The organism is Frateuria aurantia DSM 6220 (assembly GCF_000242255.2).
Taxonomy (GTDB): Bacteria; Pseudomonadota; Gammaproteobacteria; order Xanthomonadales; family Rhodanobacteraceae; genus Frateuria; species Frateuria aurantia.
Window position 1 is genome coordinate 2,095,523 of the sequence record NC_017033.1, and the last position, 15,129, is coordinate 2,110,651.

Here is a 15,129-nt window from a genome sequence, read left to right on the forward strand (position 1 = left end):
ACGTCTAGATCCGCCCCAAGCCTCAGGGTGGTCCTCGGCTCATCGTAGTCGCCCGTCTCTGAGTCCACAGTCTGGGCAAAGACCAAGACAGCGGCCTACTCTTCTTCCAGCCTGTAAGCCCTGCGCACCGCCGCATCCTCCGCCGTCTTCGGTATGGGGGTTCGGCGAGCAGCTGACCGCGTTGCCCTGTAACCCACGTCTGCACCACATAGATCGTTTCTTTGGCCATAGCTCCTCCTGGTGAAGGAAGCATGGGCCGTGCGCGCCTCTCGGTCGGCACAAACATAACCATATGCTGAACAATTGTAGGATTACCTTACCCCCCACACGTAAGTTTTACTTGCCTTTAAGTGTAAGTATGGCTTACCTTTATCCCGCGCCGCAGCGAACCGCTGACCAACGGCCTGGGATCTTCCACAACCTAGCGGGCACCCGAGGATGGCATCGCCATGCGGAGGGCCCAGGGTCTGACCAGCCCGGATATCGGTCGCCGTGCGCCTTCGCAGAGGGCGCATTGGCATGGCGGTTGGCGCTTGCGCTGACCGAGGCGCTGAACACTCGGAACCCTCCGTGAGACATGTGGAATGGCCTGTAACGGGGCCGGCCAGCCGCCATCCCAATTCGTCACCCTGCCCGCTCGGGCTATCTCGCGCTTTTCCGCGCACCTTCCACTGGAACCACAACATGAGCATTTCTACTCGCATCTATCGCGTCGTCGTCAACGAGGGCGGCGATGACGAAAGCACGCACCTGGTGCGCGCAAACACCCCTGACAACGCTGTAAAGCATGTGCTGACGAAGCAGATCAGCGCGAACGTCGCCACCCAGGACGAGCTGGTCGAATTGGCCAGCCAGGGTGTCGCCGTTGAGACGGCAATCGTCCATGATAGGCCGGGCAAGCCGGGCCGTCCGAAGCAGAAGGCGGCGTAAGCAACACCCTGCAGGATGCAGGCGTAAAAACCGTGCGAGGCCGGCGCAATACCCGGCCACTCATTCCCCACCGATGCGGCCTATCCCGCATCGATCCGCGACTCAGCTGGCAGCCGTGCCGGCTTTTTTTGTGCCTGGAGAAAGTCATGCACTTCAAATCTGCTCAATACCGGCTGCTGGCAAGCATGCCTCAGTACCTCGACTACACCATGGGCCAGCTCGCCGCTCTGTGCACTGTGAACCCGAAATTCCCGCTGATTGCCGGGGGTATCCAGTGAGGTCGACTACCCAGTCTTTCATCCGCCGGCGCTTCAGGGGCTTCACCCTCTATATCTCGGCCACGGCCATCAGCGGAACCCACGATGTGCGCTTCAACACCGGCGCCGGCGAGTTCACCCTCCAGATGACACCGGACGATATCGAAGGCGTGCAGTCGGTCCTCGAGCAGGCACACACCCTGATCGATGCGAACCTGCCGGGCCGCTGTCGATCCTGCGCAGGAACTGGTGAATATGGTGTAGGAATCGGCATTCCTCGCGACTGCCCGGCCTGCTCGGGAACTGGCCTCAAATCGCGTCAGCAGGTGGCGGCATGACCGACAACGACAAGACGCTGCGGGATGAGTTTGAGGAGCGCGCCAAGCGCTTATTTCTTCCAATCGAAAGGAACAGATTCGATCAATACCGGGATACCCGCACTCAGCATATGTGGTGGGGGTGTCAGGCCGCCCACGCCAAATACGCCCCGCGATGGCTGCCGATTGATGAGGAGGTTAAAGATGGCAATCCCCTCCTAGGCCTACGAGTACAGGACGATGCTGTCTGCCTCGCCTACTGGAATGATGAATCTTTTTACAACGTCTGGACTGGGGAGAAGGTCATTCTTACTCACTATCTTCCAATCCCTGGTGCGTCGGAGGTGGTGGCATGACCACCTACCTTCAGCCGCCGGGCATGTTCTGCGATCGAGCCGGCGAGAAAAGGGCTGACGAAGAGGAGGCCATCGAAAGGCAAGTTGCCTCTGACCTCTCCGATCCAGACGTCGCCGAGGAATGGCTGATGAGTTCGATCGACCGCTTCGACGACACCAAGGCAGCCGCCCAGGCACTGGCCCGGGGCGACCTGCACTCGTTCCATAACATCTTCGCCCACTGGGTGCAGGCGCAGACCGAACTGCGCTTTGAGCAGAAGCTCCGCGGCTTCCACTGATTCAAATCCCCTCCCTTTTGATTGTGCTGGCTCAGGCCGGCAGGAGATCCCCATGTCTGAAATATCCGTGGCCAGAGCACAGAACCTGGCACAAATTGAGCGTGTAAATGCGCTACTTCCCACCTCGATCGGTGAGGCCATGCAACTCGCCGAGTTCATGGCTAAGTCGGATCTCCTGCCTCCGCACCTAAAAGGCCGACAGGGCGACTGCCTGCTGGTGGTAATGCAAGCTCAACGCTGGGGTATGGACGCCTTATCAGTGGCCCAATGCACGTCAGTTGTTCATGGACGCCTCTGCTACGAGGGCAAGCTGGTTGCGGCAGCCCTGTACTCACAGAAAGCCATCGATGGCCGCCTCCACTATGAAATCAGCGGCCATGGGCAGGACGCCTCCATCGTTGTAACTGGAACACCTCGTGGAACTGGTCAGACTCAATCAGTGTCAGGCTCCGTCCGCAAGTGGCGAACGATCACGATGAAGAAACAGGATGGCGCCCCTCCCAAGCGGGTCGACAATGCCTGGGACACAATCCCGGAAGACATGCTGGTCTACCGCGGAACGCGGCAATGGGCGCGACGCTATGCGCCTGAGGTGATGCTCGGGGTGCAGACGCCCGATGAAGTTGACGATACACCCATGCAGACCACTGTGATCCACAGCACGGCTGCATCCTCTCCTGCCATTGAACCGTTGATTCCTTATCCGGAAGAAGAGTTCAGCAAGAACTTCGACACCTGGCTCGGACGCATCCAGTGCGGCCGGAACTCCGCCGAAGAGGTGATCGCCAAGCTGCAGACCAAATACACCCTGACGCCCGGTCAGCTGGGCGCCATCCGTGACCTCGAAACCACCGAGGCGGAGGTAGTCGAATGAAGATCGTGAAGCTCACCCAGGGCACGCCGGAATGGCATGCCCACCGCGCCCGTCACTTCAACGCCAGCGAGGCCGGCGTGATGCTGGGCATTTTCCCTGGCGTGAAACGCAGCGACCTGATCAAGGTCCGCGCCACCGGCATCGAAGAGGAGATCTCCACCTTCGTGCAGAAGATCTTCGATGACGGTCATCGCTTCGAGGCACTGTGCCGGCCGCTGGCCGAGCTGGTGATCAGCGAGGACCTTTTCCCCTGCGTCGGAGAGGATGGCAAGCTGTCGGCCAGCTTCGACGGCCTGACGATGATGGAAGATGTGGCCTGGGAGCATAAAACGCTCAACTCGGTGCTGCGCAAGGCATTGCCGGAGGCGGCCCATACCGGTGGCACGATTCCGCTGCACGGCGAGGATGTCACCCTGCCGGCGCACTACTGCGCACAGATGGAGCAGCAGATGCTTGTCTCCGGTGCCGATCGTACGCTGTTCATGGCATCAGTCTGGGATGGCGACACGATGGTCGAGAGCCGGGCCTGCTGGTATCACTCCGACCCCGAACTGCGCGCACGCATCGTTGCAGGCTGGGCCCAGCTCGAGCAGGACATCGCGGCCTTCACCTTGGAGCCGGAAGAAGCTGTCGTCGTAGGCAAGGCACCCGACCAGTTGCCCGGCCTGCACATCGAGGTCACCGGCATGGTGACTGCCTCGAATCTGGAAGCGTTCAAATCTCAGGCGATGGCGGTGCTTGGCGGGATCAACCGGGACCTGCAGACCGATGAAGACTTCGCCAATGCGGAAAAAGCAGTCACCTGGGCGAAGGGCGTAGAAGATCGCATCGATGCGGCCAAGGCCAATGCGCTCGCCCAGACCGAAACCATCGACACCCTCTTCCGCACCCTGGACGACGTGAAGGAGGAGACCCGGCGTATCCGCCTCGAGCTCGACAAGATGGTGAAGGCTCGCAAGGTCTCCATCCGGGACGAGATCGTCGACGCCGGCATCCGTGCAGCAAGAGCCCACTACGATCAGCTGGACTCGAGCCTGGGCGAGTATGCCATCCGTCCCGATCACGCCACGTTTGCCGTGATCGGTGCATCGATCAAGGGCAAGCGATCGATCAGCAGCATGCGGGACGCAGTCAGTACGGCCGTGGCCGACATCAAGATCGCTGCGAGCCAGTTTGCCGAAGTCATCCGCGCCAACATCAGCATCCTGAAAAATCAACATCAGCACCAGTCACTGTTTGCCGATCGGGTGATGCTTGCACAAACCAAGTCGCCTGAAGATCTCCGCAACTTGGTCGCGGCTCGTATCGGCGAGTTCGAACGGCAGGAGACTGAGCGACTGGAGCGGCAGCGCGAGCAGATCCGCAAGGAAGAAGCCGAGAAGCTGGCCCGCGAGCAGGAGGCGGCCAAGGTGGTGGACGAGACTCCGCCGGCATCTGCAAAAGTCGTCCAGTCCGCACCTCAGGCGCAGAGCCACTTTGCGGCATCAACGGACGAGATCCCAGCCAAGGCCGAAAAAGTCGCCCAACCGGCAGGCCCTGCCAAGACCATCAAGCTGGGCGACATCAACGCCTTGATCGCACCGCTTTCGATCACTGCAGACGGACTGGCGCAGCTTGGCTTCAACCCTGCAAGCATCGATCGCACCGCCAAGCTGTACCGAGAGGACCAGGTCCTCGAAATGTTGAGGGCCATGATGGCGCGGATCAAGGATGTCGGCCTGGCAATGTCGGAACGCAAAGCGGCCTGACCATGGCAACCGACAACTCCCTTCCCACCATCGACATGTTCCAGCCGCTCGACGGCTGGTTCGACTGGCGATCCGGCCGTATGCGAGTGCTTGTCCGAGAAGGCGAGCCACGCATGCGCTGCGGAAAGATGGCCTGCGGCCACGATTCACCATGGGCCCCTGAGTTTTCCAAACCGTGGGGCACCTTCCCGGATCTGCCCGAAACAGTGGCCGAGAAAATGGCCGCCTGAGGACGAAGCATGAAATCACTCGGAAATATCAGCCGTGGCGCAGAAGCCGCGGCAAAACAAATCAGCAAGAACGCCCTGGAGCATGGACGTGTCGCGATCTTCATCGATGAGACAGGCGATGTTGCCTTCGTCCCGCATTACGATCGCCAATATGGCGCGGCGCTGGCGACTCTTTCCAAGCAGCTCGTCGGAATTTATGAGGGCAACGCCTCAGGCACCGGTGTGTGCCACCCGACGCAGTCGGTCTATGCCATCTCCAAATCGGACCTTGAGCATTGGATGGGGTTTATCAGTATCCCGGCCGGTGTGTGCGCGATGACTGAACAGAGGGCTGCAGCATGAGCGCTGCTGAAAATATTGATCCGGCCGAAGGCCACCTGTGGGGTTATGAGGACTGCGCCAGGTATATCGGCGTGGCCCGGTGGACCTTCGTCAACCGAATCAGCAAAGAGCCGGACTTCCCGCGCCCGGCCATCGAGCTGTCGAGAAAGATCCGGCGATGGCTCCCCGAAGACGTGAAGGACTGGGCCTATCGCTCCCGCCGCCGGAACCGGCGTTAACCCAGCTTGGCCGCCATATCCGTGGCGGACTCCCGGTAATAGATCAACAGGCTTTTGATGTCCCTGTGACCGATGACCCGGGCGAGCTGCAGCACATCCAGCTTCTTGCTCAGGCGCCAAATGCCTTCCGCACGCGTGTCATGGAAGTGCAGATCCTCGACGGCCGCCCTATCCCGGTACTTTCGCCAAATTGCATCCCGCTGCGCATCATTCATGCCGAAGCATGGCTGATCGCCATCCCTTGGTAACGCCTGCAGTATCTCGGCGGCAAACGTGGACAGAGGAACGTCCCGTTTGTCGCCGTTTTTCGTTATGGGGATATGCACATAACGCTTATCGAGGTGAACGTGATTCCAGGTCAGCCCGACAATCTCGCCTGACCGCATCGCCGTCTCGATGGCAAACAGAAAACACAGGCCGACGCGGTTGGCCAAGCTTTCGGCTCGCAGCTCATAACCGACACCGAAGGCCTGGCGGACGCACTCAATCTCATCATCCGTAAGCCGGCGCTTGCGGCTCTCTGGTGACTTGGGAGCTGCAAATCCTTCGAACGGGTTATGGGTCATCCAGCCCCATTCCTCTCGGCACCGCCGAAACAGGCCCCGCAGCTCGTTCATCTCTCGCCGGACCGATGCCTCGGAGACCTCTTGCAGCCTGGCATCCCGGTAACGAATCAGGTGATCTTTGCTCACCTCGGGTATCCGCACCTCGGCAATGGGATCCAGCATCAGGCGCTTCACGCGAGCGATATCCCCCCGTGATTTGCCGGCATTCACATGCTCGTCGAGCAGGCGCTTGAGGGCATCTTCCACCAGCATCTTCTGCGCAGGTGCCTGCTTGCCCTCAGCCTCTTGGCGAAGGGACCAGCGCTGCGCTTCGGTCTTGGTGGAAAACGACTTGCTGACGCGCTGGCCATGAACCATGACCTGGGCTCGCCAGTTTGTGCCGCGCTTTGTGATGGATGCCATGTCGCCTCGCTGCTGGTGCAATCTCTGGTGCAAAAGTGGTGCACTAGGGTGCAACTTACGGCAATTTCTGGCAACTAAAACGAGAAAGGCCACCCCTTGCGGAGTGGCCTAACTCGTCGTTTTCTAGCGTTTTTGCAATGATTTGCAATGTATCGCTAGTTGGTATTGGTGCCAAGAGGGGCATCGAAAACCGCATAGAAATGCGGACTATCAATGCCAAAAGAAAAATATGCCCCCCAAAAATGCCCCCAGACCGGCCGCGCTTGAATGAGACAGCATGGGACAACCGGGCCATCTGGCGAGGATATCCACCCGTCGCCACTGTAGAAATTGACCCGATCTGATTGGTGCCCCTTTAGGGCACTCGATCTGGTGCAGAATGTCGCAGGTTGAGGGGGGGGTAAAAGTGCGGAGGTTATTACTTTTTCGGTGTTCCAGGTGTTCCACCCCTCCTAAACCCGCATGGTTAAGCCATTTCTCAGGCAAAAAAATGGAACACCTCCAAAAACGGCAGGTGTTCCAGGTGTTCCACTTTTGTCGGCGAGGATCAGCGGCGATCAGCCCTCTGCGGAGAAAACAGCCGCGCCCTCAAGGACATAGAACCGCCCCTTGCTCAGACCCCGCACACGCACGGATTGCGAGGCCTTGCCATCCTTGCCCGGCTGCAGCCATCCCGCGGCGATCAGCGTCTGTGCCGCCGCCTTCGGGTTGAAGCCCCGCACCAGCTCCTCGAAGGCCTCCGGCATGACCAGGTACTGCTCGCGCCGATCCTCGGCGCCCGGCTCACCGACCTGCAACTTGCGACGAAAGCCGACACGATGTGCCACCGGCCGGCGCTCGTTATCGTGGTCCTCCGGTTCGAAGCGGCTATCGCCATGCGCCTCGATGAAGGCCTTCACCTGAGACAGCAGCGCCGCCCGCTCGGCATCGGCAGGGCCGCCGCGGTCAGCCAGCCACTGGCGAAAACAGATCCGGATTGCTTGCGCTGCCTCGCCCTCGGGCCAGCCGGTGATGCCGTAGGCCGTCGCCAGCTCGCCGGCGGCGCCGATCAGGGCAAAGCGCCGGGCCACGCGCCGGACTTGCCCGCCGGCATCTTCGGGCACCAGGTCCGCCAGCATGTCGGTCATGCTCGCCTCAATGCGTCGACGCGATGCACGCTGGTCCGCCGTCAGCTGCTCGAGAAAGGACAGCAGCGGATGCCCGTAGTGTGTCGCCGCGGCCCGCTTCAACTGCTCGGCCACCGCGCTGGCGCTGCTGCCCACCGGCACCGACTCGAACATGCCATGCCCCATACCGGCATCCGCTGCCACGTCGATCACTCGCACCTCATGGCCAGCCCGACGCCGGCCGCCCGACTCCACCATCAGATCGCCCATGCTGACCTCACCCGAGGACAGAAACGCCGTGCGCCATGTCGCCACCGGCCGGGCTCGGCCACTGCGATCTGATCGCCCTTTGCCCTGCCCGTTGGCCAGCATATAGGCGACCCTGCTGGCGTCCTTCGGCTCCAACTGGCCCAGCTCATCCAGCGGCAGCATCAGGTCGTTGTGCAGGGTCGCCACGCCCTCGAGCGCGTTGTCGGTCTGCCGCCATGTTCGCATGTAGGCCGGCGGACCATAGACGGACGATGCCACCAGCACGGCAGTCGTCTTGCCGGTGCTGCTCGAGCCCCGCAGATGCACGCCGCCACCGTCCATGCCGGCCAGATCCAGGCACGGTGCAGAGAAAGCCATGGAGACCGCCAACACCAGGCGGCTATGCCCGATGCAAACCTTGGCCACGCTATCGGTCCAGCCCTCGAGCGTGCCGCCGGTGGCGACTTGCGCCGCACCCGGTGCCGTGGTCTGGAAGATAACCGCCTCAGCTGCTGTCGGGCCAAAGGTGCGATCAGGCAGCGCAAACACCTCACCATGCCAGCCGGTGCGGCTCACGCTCCGCGCCTTCTGAGTGGGGTTGGCCTGGGCGATGTAGTCCATCAGCAGCTTGCGGGCGTGCTGGGAATTGGCGATCACCAGACCTTGCCCCAGCAGCTCTGCCCGCAGCTCCGCGCCATCGGTGGCCAGCATGGCGCAGGGCATCGCCCAGCGGTGCGCCTTGCCGTCCCGATCCGTGAAGGCCAGCAAGCGCCCCCATTCTCCGCCATCGGCATTGCGTGTCTCGGCCTCGACATACAGAGGCGCGCAGATCCACGTCGCCGGCTTGTCGCTGTGCGGGTCGCTGAAATAGACCCCGTGGCGTCGGCCTTTGCCACGCTCGACCACTTCAAAGCCGGGCCCGGCCGGCGGTTCGGCATTGCTCACCACCAGGGCGAGCGGCGGCAGCGACTCGGCCGCTTCAATCGTGGAGCTGGACATGATTTTTGACCTCGATAGATTCGGGCGTGCCGCCTTGCGCGGCCAGGGTGGTGGCGTAGTCGTTGAAGTCGCCGGGAATGGGTGGCACGGCCAGCGCCGCACCGATGGCACAGGCCGCTTGTGTCGCCGCCTGCACACCGGGATTGCTGCCATCCGGCTTGGCATCGTTGTCCGCGCAGATCGTGATTGGCAGATCCGGGTAGCGATCGCGCATCACCAGCGCTACCGCCAGCAGGTTGCCGGCACTGAAAGCGACCGCCACCGCCTGGCCGGTGCTGGCGTGCAGACTCTTGGCCGTGGCCACGCCCTCAGCGATCAACAGTCCGTCGCGGACCTTGCCCAGCAGGCAATAGGCGCCGCGGACCATGCCGCCGGGCAAAAACCGCTTGTCACCGTCGCCGCGGATACGCTGCAGGTTGACCAGGCGGCCCTCGGCATCGTGCATCGGCACCAGCAGCTTGCCGCCAGCTTCCCGCAGCCCGTCAGCCGTCACGCCTTTACGTTGCAGGTAGGGATGCCGCGGACTGGCCGGGCTGGCGCGCTGCCACTCATCGAACGCACTGCCGGCGGCACGCCGCTGGCGGTGACGTTGCTCGGCATCGCGTGCGGCGCGGGCCTGCTCGATGGCGATACGCTGGCGCTCCAGCTCGTCGGCCGTCATGGTGCGGCCGGACTGGCCCAGCACCACAGTATGCTGCCCGCCTTTGCGCCAGCTCCCGAACACCGCGACAGGTCGCTCCGTATCAACATACACCACGGCCCAGCCATTGCGCTTGTCGCGCCGGTCGCCTTCATCGTGGAACCTGCACAGCACGCCATCCAGGCGCAGCCGGGTCGGATCGGTCGGCGTGATGCCGTGCTGGCGCATCGCGGCCACCAGGTCGGCCAAGAGATTGCCGGTGTAGCGGCTCATGCCAACACCTCCCCAGCGATCACCCTGGCCATGTCGGCCACCGTGGATGGATTGAAATGGAACTCGCCCGGGTCGTCGTTGAGTTTGATCTGCTGCCAATCGCTCACGTCATGAGGCCAGCTGGTCAGCACCCGACTGGCCGAGCCCTGGGACCGATTCAAGGCGGCCATGCGCTCGGCCGCGGCGCGATCGGTGGCCCAGACATTGCACAGATACAGGATCGACACGCCCGGCAGCGGCGACGGCAGGCCCGCCAATGATCGATGATCTGCCGCGCGCACCATGTCGGCATATTCCCGGGACAGCCGGCCGACCTGCGATGTACGGATATCGCCCATGATCGAAACCACGAAGTAACGTTTCATCGCGGCACCTCCCCGCCGGCAGCTGCCGCCCGCAAGGCTTGGTTCTCTGCCATCAGCTGGCGAACGGTCGCCCGCAGCTCGGTGCGCTCGTCGTCGTAGTTGGCACCGGCTTCGACAAGCAGGCGCTGCATCTGCCCGTAGACAGTCCGCTGATCGGTCATGGTGGCCAGGGTCTGAAACTCGGCCCGAGCATCATCCGCAGTCAGGCTGGCACGCTTGGCCAGGATCGCAGACCGGAACGATGCTTCATCCAGCACGGTCCACAACTTCACGAACACGTCGCGCAGGCCGCGATAGGTCGGGGTGTTCAACGGGTCAAAGCCCGGCACGGTAACGGCGCTCATCGCAGCACCTCCACCGCCATAAAAGCGCAGGTGGACAGCACAACGCCGGCAACGAACGCAGCGAAGATATCCAGATCCGTGCTGCTGACATGCAGCCAGCCAGAAGGCCGGAAGGAAAAACGAGACGTGTGGGAGATGGTGCAGGTGCGTGCAGACGCACCCTGGGCATGATGTGCCATGGTGGGGTTCCTTGAGAGATTGGAACCGCCGCGCACAGTCGCCAAACCATGGGCGGCGGGATGCAACGGGTTGGCGAACCGGTACTCAAGGAACCCGGCAGGCCCGTAGGCCTCCCATTGCACCCCGCCATAAGCTGGGCATGACGCAACAAAAAAGCGCCGAGTTGGCGCGTTGCGCCTCGAGTAAGTCGGGTCGCCAAACCCGGCCCCGGATTGTGCCGGGACGTGCGAATGGTGCGCGCTGGCGCATGCGATGGTCAAGCGATTTTGCATGGCTGATTCCTGATTTCAGGCAAGCCGCCCCCGTCCGGCCCGGAAACTCCATGGCCGGTGGGCACGGTATGGGCTGGGGGAGTTACGCCGCTTCGGGCGTGCTGGATGCGATGCGCAGGGTGTAGATGGCCACGCGGGGATGCTTGCGGCCCTGGTCGTCGGTCATGGCTTGGAGCCGTGTGTCGATCAGATGGCCGGCTTCGCGCAGCTCCTTGATCCGTGCGCCTGGCATCATGATGTTGAGGTGTCGGCGGGCGTACATGGTGCTGACTGGCCCGAATCGCAGCGCCTGCAACATCCGGTGGCGCTGGGCCGCCGTGCTGGTATCATCAATGCGCGAGATTGATGCGATGGGGCTTGCCTTCGGGTGAGCCTTTTTCGTGTCCGGCGCCCGCTGGATCTCCGTCACCAGGCGCATGCCGCCTGTCTGGCCAGCCGTCCCCGGCAGTGCGCGATGACTGGCGGCCAGATCCATCAGCCGCTGCTTGCGGTCCTCGTAGGGGATGCCCTGCCCCAGCAGCATGATGTTGAGCCCTTCCAGCCTCCCGACCAGATCCAGCTCGGCCATCGTCATCTGGTCGCGGTCGCGCCCGGCAAACTTGCCCGTCACCACCCAATTGATCAGCTTTGCCTCATTCATGTAGTGATGGGGCTCCGTTTCCTTGCCCTGGGCAGCGCGTACCGTCTGCAGCATGGCCGCCTGGATCTTGTGGCTGCTGGCGGCGACATGGCGCTGCCGGCGCCAATCATCCGTGCGATGCGTCGATGCCTCGTAGGCGTTGATGACGCGCAGGTAGAAGGCAGGACTGACCCACGTCGCATAGGCGATGGCCAGCTGCTTGATGACATAGGTGCCGATGCGCTGCTTGGAGGCAATAGGCGTAATTCCGCCTTTTTCGATTTCAGCGACCAGATCCTGGGTCTGCTGATTCTCGAGCCAATACTTGGGGCGGTGCCGCTGTTCGCCGCCGGCAGCTTGATGCAGATCGTTGAGGCAGTAACGGCCGGCCTTGTCCATCCGGATCGATGTGCTTGCGATCGACAGGCCATCCATCAGGCGGCCTCCCTCGAGGCGGCGATGCGCTGGGCGATCCAGGCCTGTACCTCAGCCTCAGACCAGGCCGTGCAGGCCGGACTCAGCTTGATGCTGGCGGGAAAGGTGCCGGCAGCCATGTGCCGGTAGATGGAGGCGCGCTTGAGGCCGGTGGTGCGCTCCACCTCGGCAATACGGATCAGGCGGGCGACAGGGGCTTGCTGCGATACCAGATGAGACATGATGAGTTTTCCTTCACCGCCTGGGGCGACGGTGTTGGATGCTCATTCTGGTCATCGGCAGATCGAGAAAAATACCAATGCCTGCAGACTACACAGTCAGCAGGCAAACTGTGCTGCCTGCTCAGCAGACAACACACTTTCAAATAGCCAGTACAGTCACTGGCCATCCCATTCCGCTACCCAGCGGGCCACGGTTCGAGGATCGGCTATCACCGGGTATTGCTTCACAACGTCTCTACAGAATGCGGCTGTTGAGCGATAACTCACTGCGCCACCTCGCCACTCGGCCCACGCAGATCGCACCAAAGGCTTAACCTCGGCATGCGGGCTCGACTCATGCCTTGCCTTTGAACCACTTTTGGCAACTGCAGTTCGGGATTGCTTAACGGCATGTACATCGCAGCGCTGGCTCAGTATGGCATCTGCATAAAACCTGGCCTCAATCACGTAATTCCATGCCTCTGTGGAGTTTCCGAAACGATCTGATCTCAATGCATAGATGCAGCGCATCAAGGAAATCACTCCGTAGTGAATAGGTCCTTCAGGCTGCTCACTCTCCGGCATTGCCAGAACTTTCTCATGGTATTTGTCCAGACCGGCAGCCGTGACCCCCTGACAACAGACATCAACCAATTTGCTCAGCAATTCACGCTGAAAACTTTCATCGTCATCATAAAAACCAAGATCAATCAATGACCCAGCAACAGATTCAATGATCTGGTACGCATGACCTGATGGCGTCATGTGCTTGCAAGGTTCAGTAGAACAGCCGCTCATTTCTCGCGCACCCACTGCCGCGCCCTGAAAGGTGCCGCGCCAGCCTGGCAGGGTGTCCAGACGTTCGGGGATCAGCCTAGGCGCGGTGGCACTAGTCTAGCGCGTCGTGGGACGATATGGGACGGCATGGGACTGTATGCTAGGGTTGGCCATCCAACAGGCTGGTGTGCTGCCGAAAATGACCATGACCGATCACCTATCTAGGTTTTCTGTAACGCTCTCCGATGGCACGGATATGACACCACAGCTTCAGCGTTTTGCTGAAATCATAGGATTGGATCGTATCGCACCTGAGCGTTACAGCCTGTTGCTACTGCTTGGCTTGTACGGGGCCAAAGAATCAGGAAAACAAAATCCATTTAAAATCATTCAAGAAATAAAGGCATTAGAAGACCCTCAAATAGCGAGCAATCTAAAACCTGCCACTCAGTTCAAGCACCCCCCACTCAAGGGGCTATGGCACAAGCACTATCTTCAAGACGGGATCGCATCTATGGCGCTAAACCTTCGAAAAGGAATGGATAGATATAAGTTGCCATGGGTTGAGCAACGGATAGCCGAAGCCAAGGCTGCCAATGAAAAGCGCTTCTTTTCAATGGAGGACGCCGCACACATTGCGCGAGATGCAGTCTCAGATAATTGGAAGAGGCTCACTAGAGACTCTGTCCTTACTGGCGAATGGCTCATCTATGCGAGATATCAGAATGCAAACTACTACCTGTGTCTAGGCAAGCATCAAAACGATGACGCGGAATTAAGAAGGCAAATCGATGCCATCTGCTTACATGAATTTCCCTTCCTATCTCAAATATTAGATCAAACTGCCAATTGATCCAGACATAGCTTGTCAACAATACTACCAGCGGCCCCGTACAGGACAACGATGAAAGCTGCCATTGACCGTGCCGAGGCAGCGCGACGCTGAGGCCTGGCCACTGATAGACTGCCCATGACGTATGGGTATGTCCCTGCTCATGCGCCACGGCGGATATGTCCGGGGTGATGACCGGAGCCAGCAACACGCCCCCGTAGGCCGGCCAGCCTCGGGGGTTTTTCGTTTACAAGCGCGGGAGTCTGCCCGCCGCCGAACGCACCGGATGACGATGCGAATCGATAACCGATCCAATTACGGAATATCCCGTAGTTGGCCAGGTCACTGGCTCGTCGTGGAATCGATGCAGTGAGCTTGGCCCAGACCACTCATCTGAGCAAACAGCGCCGGTCAGCCACTGCCCGCAGAGTCATGTGCGCATCGATGCCTGGCAGTCGCTTGGGCAGCAGATCCGCGGGGCGTTTTGAGCCTGATCGGAAGGCGGGTTTTGGGGACTTGGCCGTGATATGTCACCCCGTAACGCGCGCGTGCGCGCGAGGGACGCCCCTGAAGCCAGTCACAGCAACGGTTTGCGGGCATTGTGACCTGCCGACATGGTGATGCCCCGGTAACGTCCAGAACGCGGCGCTCAGGCAGTTGCCAGAGTGGCGCCGGCGATATGTCAGCCCACTACGCGTGCGTGCGCGGGGATGGCGCCCAGGCAGACCACCTCACCGGACAGCAGGCATTCCGAGCTGGGCCAGCAGGACCGATCAAGGCGAGGATCTGGGGTGGGTGATGGGGCTGAAACGGTGATATGTCACTCCAAAAAAACGCGTGCGCGCGAGGACGGGAAAATCGCCCTGTCTGGCGAGCTGTCTGCGCCGGCCAGCCAGCGATCGGGGCACACGCCGCCGGCAACAGCCTGGGCCCGAGCCCATCCGCAGATCCGCCCCCATCCATTCAGGCCCAGCCACCCCAGCACCACCAGGACGGCCGCGCTGCAGCTGGCCAGCAGCTCCGATCCACGCAGCACACCCGCCAAGCCTCTGTCGATCGATACGCCGGCACGCTCAAATCGGCGGGTCCCTCCTTCAGCTGGTCGCACAGCATGGCGCACAGAACGCCCGCCACGCCCCGCGCGGCATCTGAGCCATGGCAGTGCATGCCTGTCGCTGCAGGACGGCCCACAGGCGCGGCCAGAGTGATCGACGGATCAGCGCCGCAGGCAGCGGGCCCAGCGATCGCCAGCACCAGCACATGCGGAGTTTCTGGACCACTACGCACGCGCACGCGAGCCGGCTGCCCTGGGACCATTTC

At 61.4% G+C, this 15,129-nt stretch carries 20 protein-coding genes; 11 read left to right on the plus strand and 9 right to left on the minus strand.

Annotation, left to right across the window (positions count from 1 at the left end; all coding sequences use genetic code 11):
• The first annotated feature begins 684 nt into the window (after positions 1-684).
• The 10 genes from FRAAU_RS09730 (at position 685) to FRAAU_RS09770 (ending at position 5,550) form a co-directional block, all read left to right on the plus strand.
• Entirely contained in the window at positions 685-930 is a 246-nt protein-coding gene (locus tag FRAAU_RS09730) for a hypothetical protein (RefSeq protein ID WP_014403357.1), read from the plus strand.
• A 146-nt stretch (positions 931-1,076) separates the two neighbouring features.
• Positions 1,077-1,208 (plus strand): hypothetical protein, encoded by a 132-nt coding sequence (locus FRAAU_RS17860; protein WP_014403358.1) that lies wholly within the window; start codon positions 1,077-1,079, stop codon positions 1,206-1,208.
• A gap of 86 nt (positions 1,209-1,294) precedes the next feature.
• Positions 1,295-1,525, plus strand: a complete 231-nt coding sequence (locus FRAAU_RS09735; protein ID WP_156803394.1) for a hypothetical protein — start codon at positions 1,295-1,297, stop codon at positions 1,523-1,525.
• Complete coding sequence (locus FRAAU_RS09740) at positions 1,522-1,860, plus strand: hypothetical protein (protein WP_014403360.1); 339 nt, start codon at positions 1,522-1,524, stop codon at positions 1,858-1,860. The genes FRAAU_RS09735 and FRAAU_RS09740 overlap by 4 nt, the downstream gene beginning before the upstream one ends.
• Complete coding sequence (locus tag FRAAU_RS09745) at positions 1,857-2,138, plus strand: hypothetical protein (protein WP_014403361.1); 282 nt, start codon at positions 1,857-1,859, stop codon at positions 2,136-2,138. Before FRAAU_RS09740 ends, FRAAU_RS09745 begins: the two co-directional genes overlap by 4 nt.
• 52 nt (positions 2,139-2,190) lie before the next feature.
• The gene (locus FRAAU_RS09750; protein WP_014403362.1) at positions 2,191-3,012 is read left to right on the plus strand and encodes a recombinase RecT; all 822 of its coding nucleotides are present in this window, start codon (positions 2,191-2,193) and stop codon (positions 3,010-3,012) included.
• A 227-nt stretch (positions 3,013-3,239) separates the two neighbouring features.
• Positions 3,240-4,760 (plus strand): cell envelope integrity TolA family protein, encoded by a 1,521-nt coding sequence (locus tag FRAAU_RS09755; protein WP_245546349.1) that lies wholly within the window; start codon positions 3,240-3,242, stop codon positions 4,758-4,760.
• 2 nt (positions 4,761-4,762) lie between these two features.
• Positions 4,763-4,990, plus strand: a complete 228-nt coding sequence (locus FRAAU_RS09760; RefSeq protein WP_014403364.1) for a hypothetical protein — start codon at positions 4,763-4,765, stop codon at positions 4,988-4,990.
• 9 nt (positions 4,991-4,999) lie between these two features.
• A complete protein-coding gene (locus FRAAU_RS09765) occupies positions 5,000-5,332 on the plus strand; it encodes a hypothetical protein (protein ID WP_014403365.1) in 333 nt (110 codons plus the stop codon).
• Positions 5,329-5,550: a hypothetical protein gene (locus FRAAU_RS09770; protein WP_014403366.1), complete on the plus strand. Its 222-nt coding sequence runs from the start codon at positions 5,329-5,331 to the stop codon at positions 5,548-5,550. Before FRAAU_RS09765 ends, FRAAU_RS09770 begins: the two co-directional genes overlap by 4 nt.
• Here FRAAU_RS09770 and FRAAU_RS09775 read toward each other — a convergent pair.
• The 9 genes from FRAAU_RS09775 to FRAAU_RS17260 all read right to left on the minus strand — a co-directional run bounded on the left by FRAAU_RS09775 (position 5,547) and on the right by FRAAU_RS17260 (position 12,998).
• On the minus strand, positions 5,547-6,518 hold the full coding sequence (locus FRAAU_RS09775; protein ID WP_041270516.1) for a tyrosine-type recombinase/integrase: 972 nt from the start codon (positions 6,516-6,518) through the stop codon (positions 5,547-5,549). The two genes, FRAAU_RS09770 and FRAAU_RS09775, sit on opposite strands and share 4 nt — an antisense overlap.
• A gap of 557 nt (positions 6,519-7,075) precedes the next feature.
• Entirely contained in the window at positions 7,076-8,872 is a 1,797-nt protein-coding gene (locus tag FRAAU_RS09780; protein WP_014403368.1) for a DUF927 domain-containing protein, read from the minus strand.
• Positions 8,853-9,785, minus strand: a complete 933-nt coding sequence (locus FRAAU_RS09785; RefSeq protein ID WP_014403369.1) for a toprim domain-containing protein — start codon at positions 9,783-9,785, stop codon at positions 8,853-8,855. Before FRAAU_RS09785 ends, FRAAU_RS09780 begins: the two co-directional genes overlap by 20 nt.
• Entirely contained in the window at positions 9,782-10,150 is a 369-nt protein-coding gene (locus FRAAU_RS09790) for a hypothetical protein (protein WP_014403370.1), read from the minus strand. The genes FRAAU_RS09785 and FRAAU_RS09790 overlap by 4 nt, the downstream gene beginning before the upstream one ends.
• Positions 10,147-10,494 (minus strand): hypothetical protein, encoded by a 348-nt coding sequence (locus FRAAU_RS09795; protein WP_014403371.1) that lies wholly within the window; start codon positions 10,492-10,494, stop codon positions 10,147-10,149. The genes FRAAU_RS09790 and FRAAU_RS09795 overlap by 4 nt, the downstream gene beginning before the upstream one ends.
• Positions 10,491-10,946 (minus strand): hypothetical protein, encoded by a 456-nt coding sequence (locus FRAAU_RS17255; RefSeq protein WP_014403372.1) that lies wholly within the window; start codon positions 10,944-10,946, stop codon positions 10,491-10,493. The genes FRAAU_RS09795 and FRAAU_RS17255 overlap by 4 nt, the downstream gene beginning before the upstream one ends.
• An 82-nt stretch (positions 10,947-11,028) precedes the next feature.
• Entirely contained in the window at positions 11,029-12,000 is a 972-nt protein-coding gene (locus tag FRAAU_RS16530; RefSeq protein WP_014403373.1) for a KilA-N domain-containing protein, read from the minus strand.
• Complete coding sequence (locus tag FRAAU_RS09815; protein ID WP_014403374.1) at positions 12,000-12,221, minus strand: helix-turn-helix transcriptional regulator; 222 nt, start codon at positions 12,219-12,221, stop codon at positions 12,000-12,002. The genes FRAAU_RS16530 and FRAAU_RS09815 overlap by 1 nt, the downstream gene beginning before the upstream one ends.
• Positions 12,222-12,377: 156 nt before the next feature.
• Positions 12,378-12,998: a hypothetical protein gene (locus FRAAU_RS17260; RefSeq protein ID WP_014403375.1), complete on the minus strand. Its 621-nt coding sequence runs from the start codon at positions 12,996-12,998 to the stop codon at positions 12,378-12,380.
• 136 nt (positions 12,999-13,134) lie between these two features.
• On the opposite strand from FRAAU_RS17260, the gene FRAAU_RS09820 reads away from it, so the two are divergent.
• Positions 13,135-13,830 (plus strand): hypothetical protein, encoded by a 696-nt coding sequence (locus FRAAU_RS09820; RefSeq protein ID WP_052317875.1) that lies wholly within the window; start codon positions 13,135-13,137, stop codon positions 13,828-13,830.
• Positions 13,831-15,129: the final 1,299 nt, after the last annotated feature.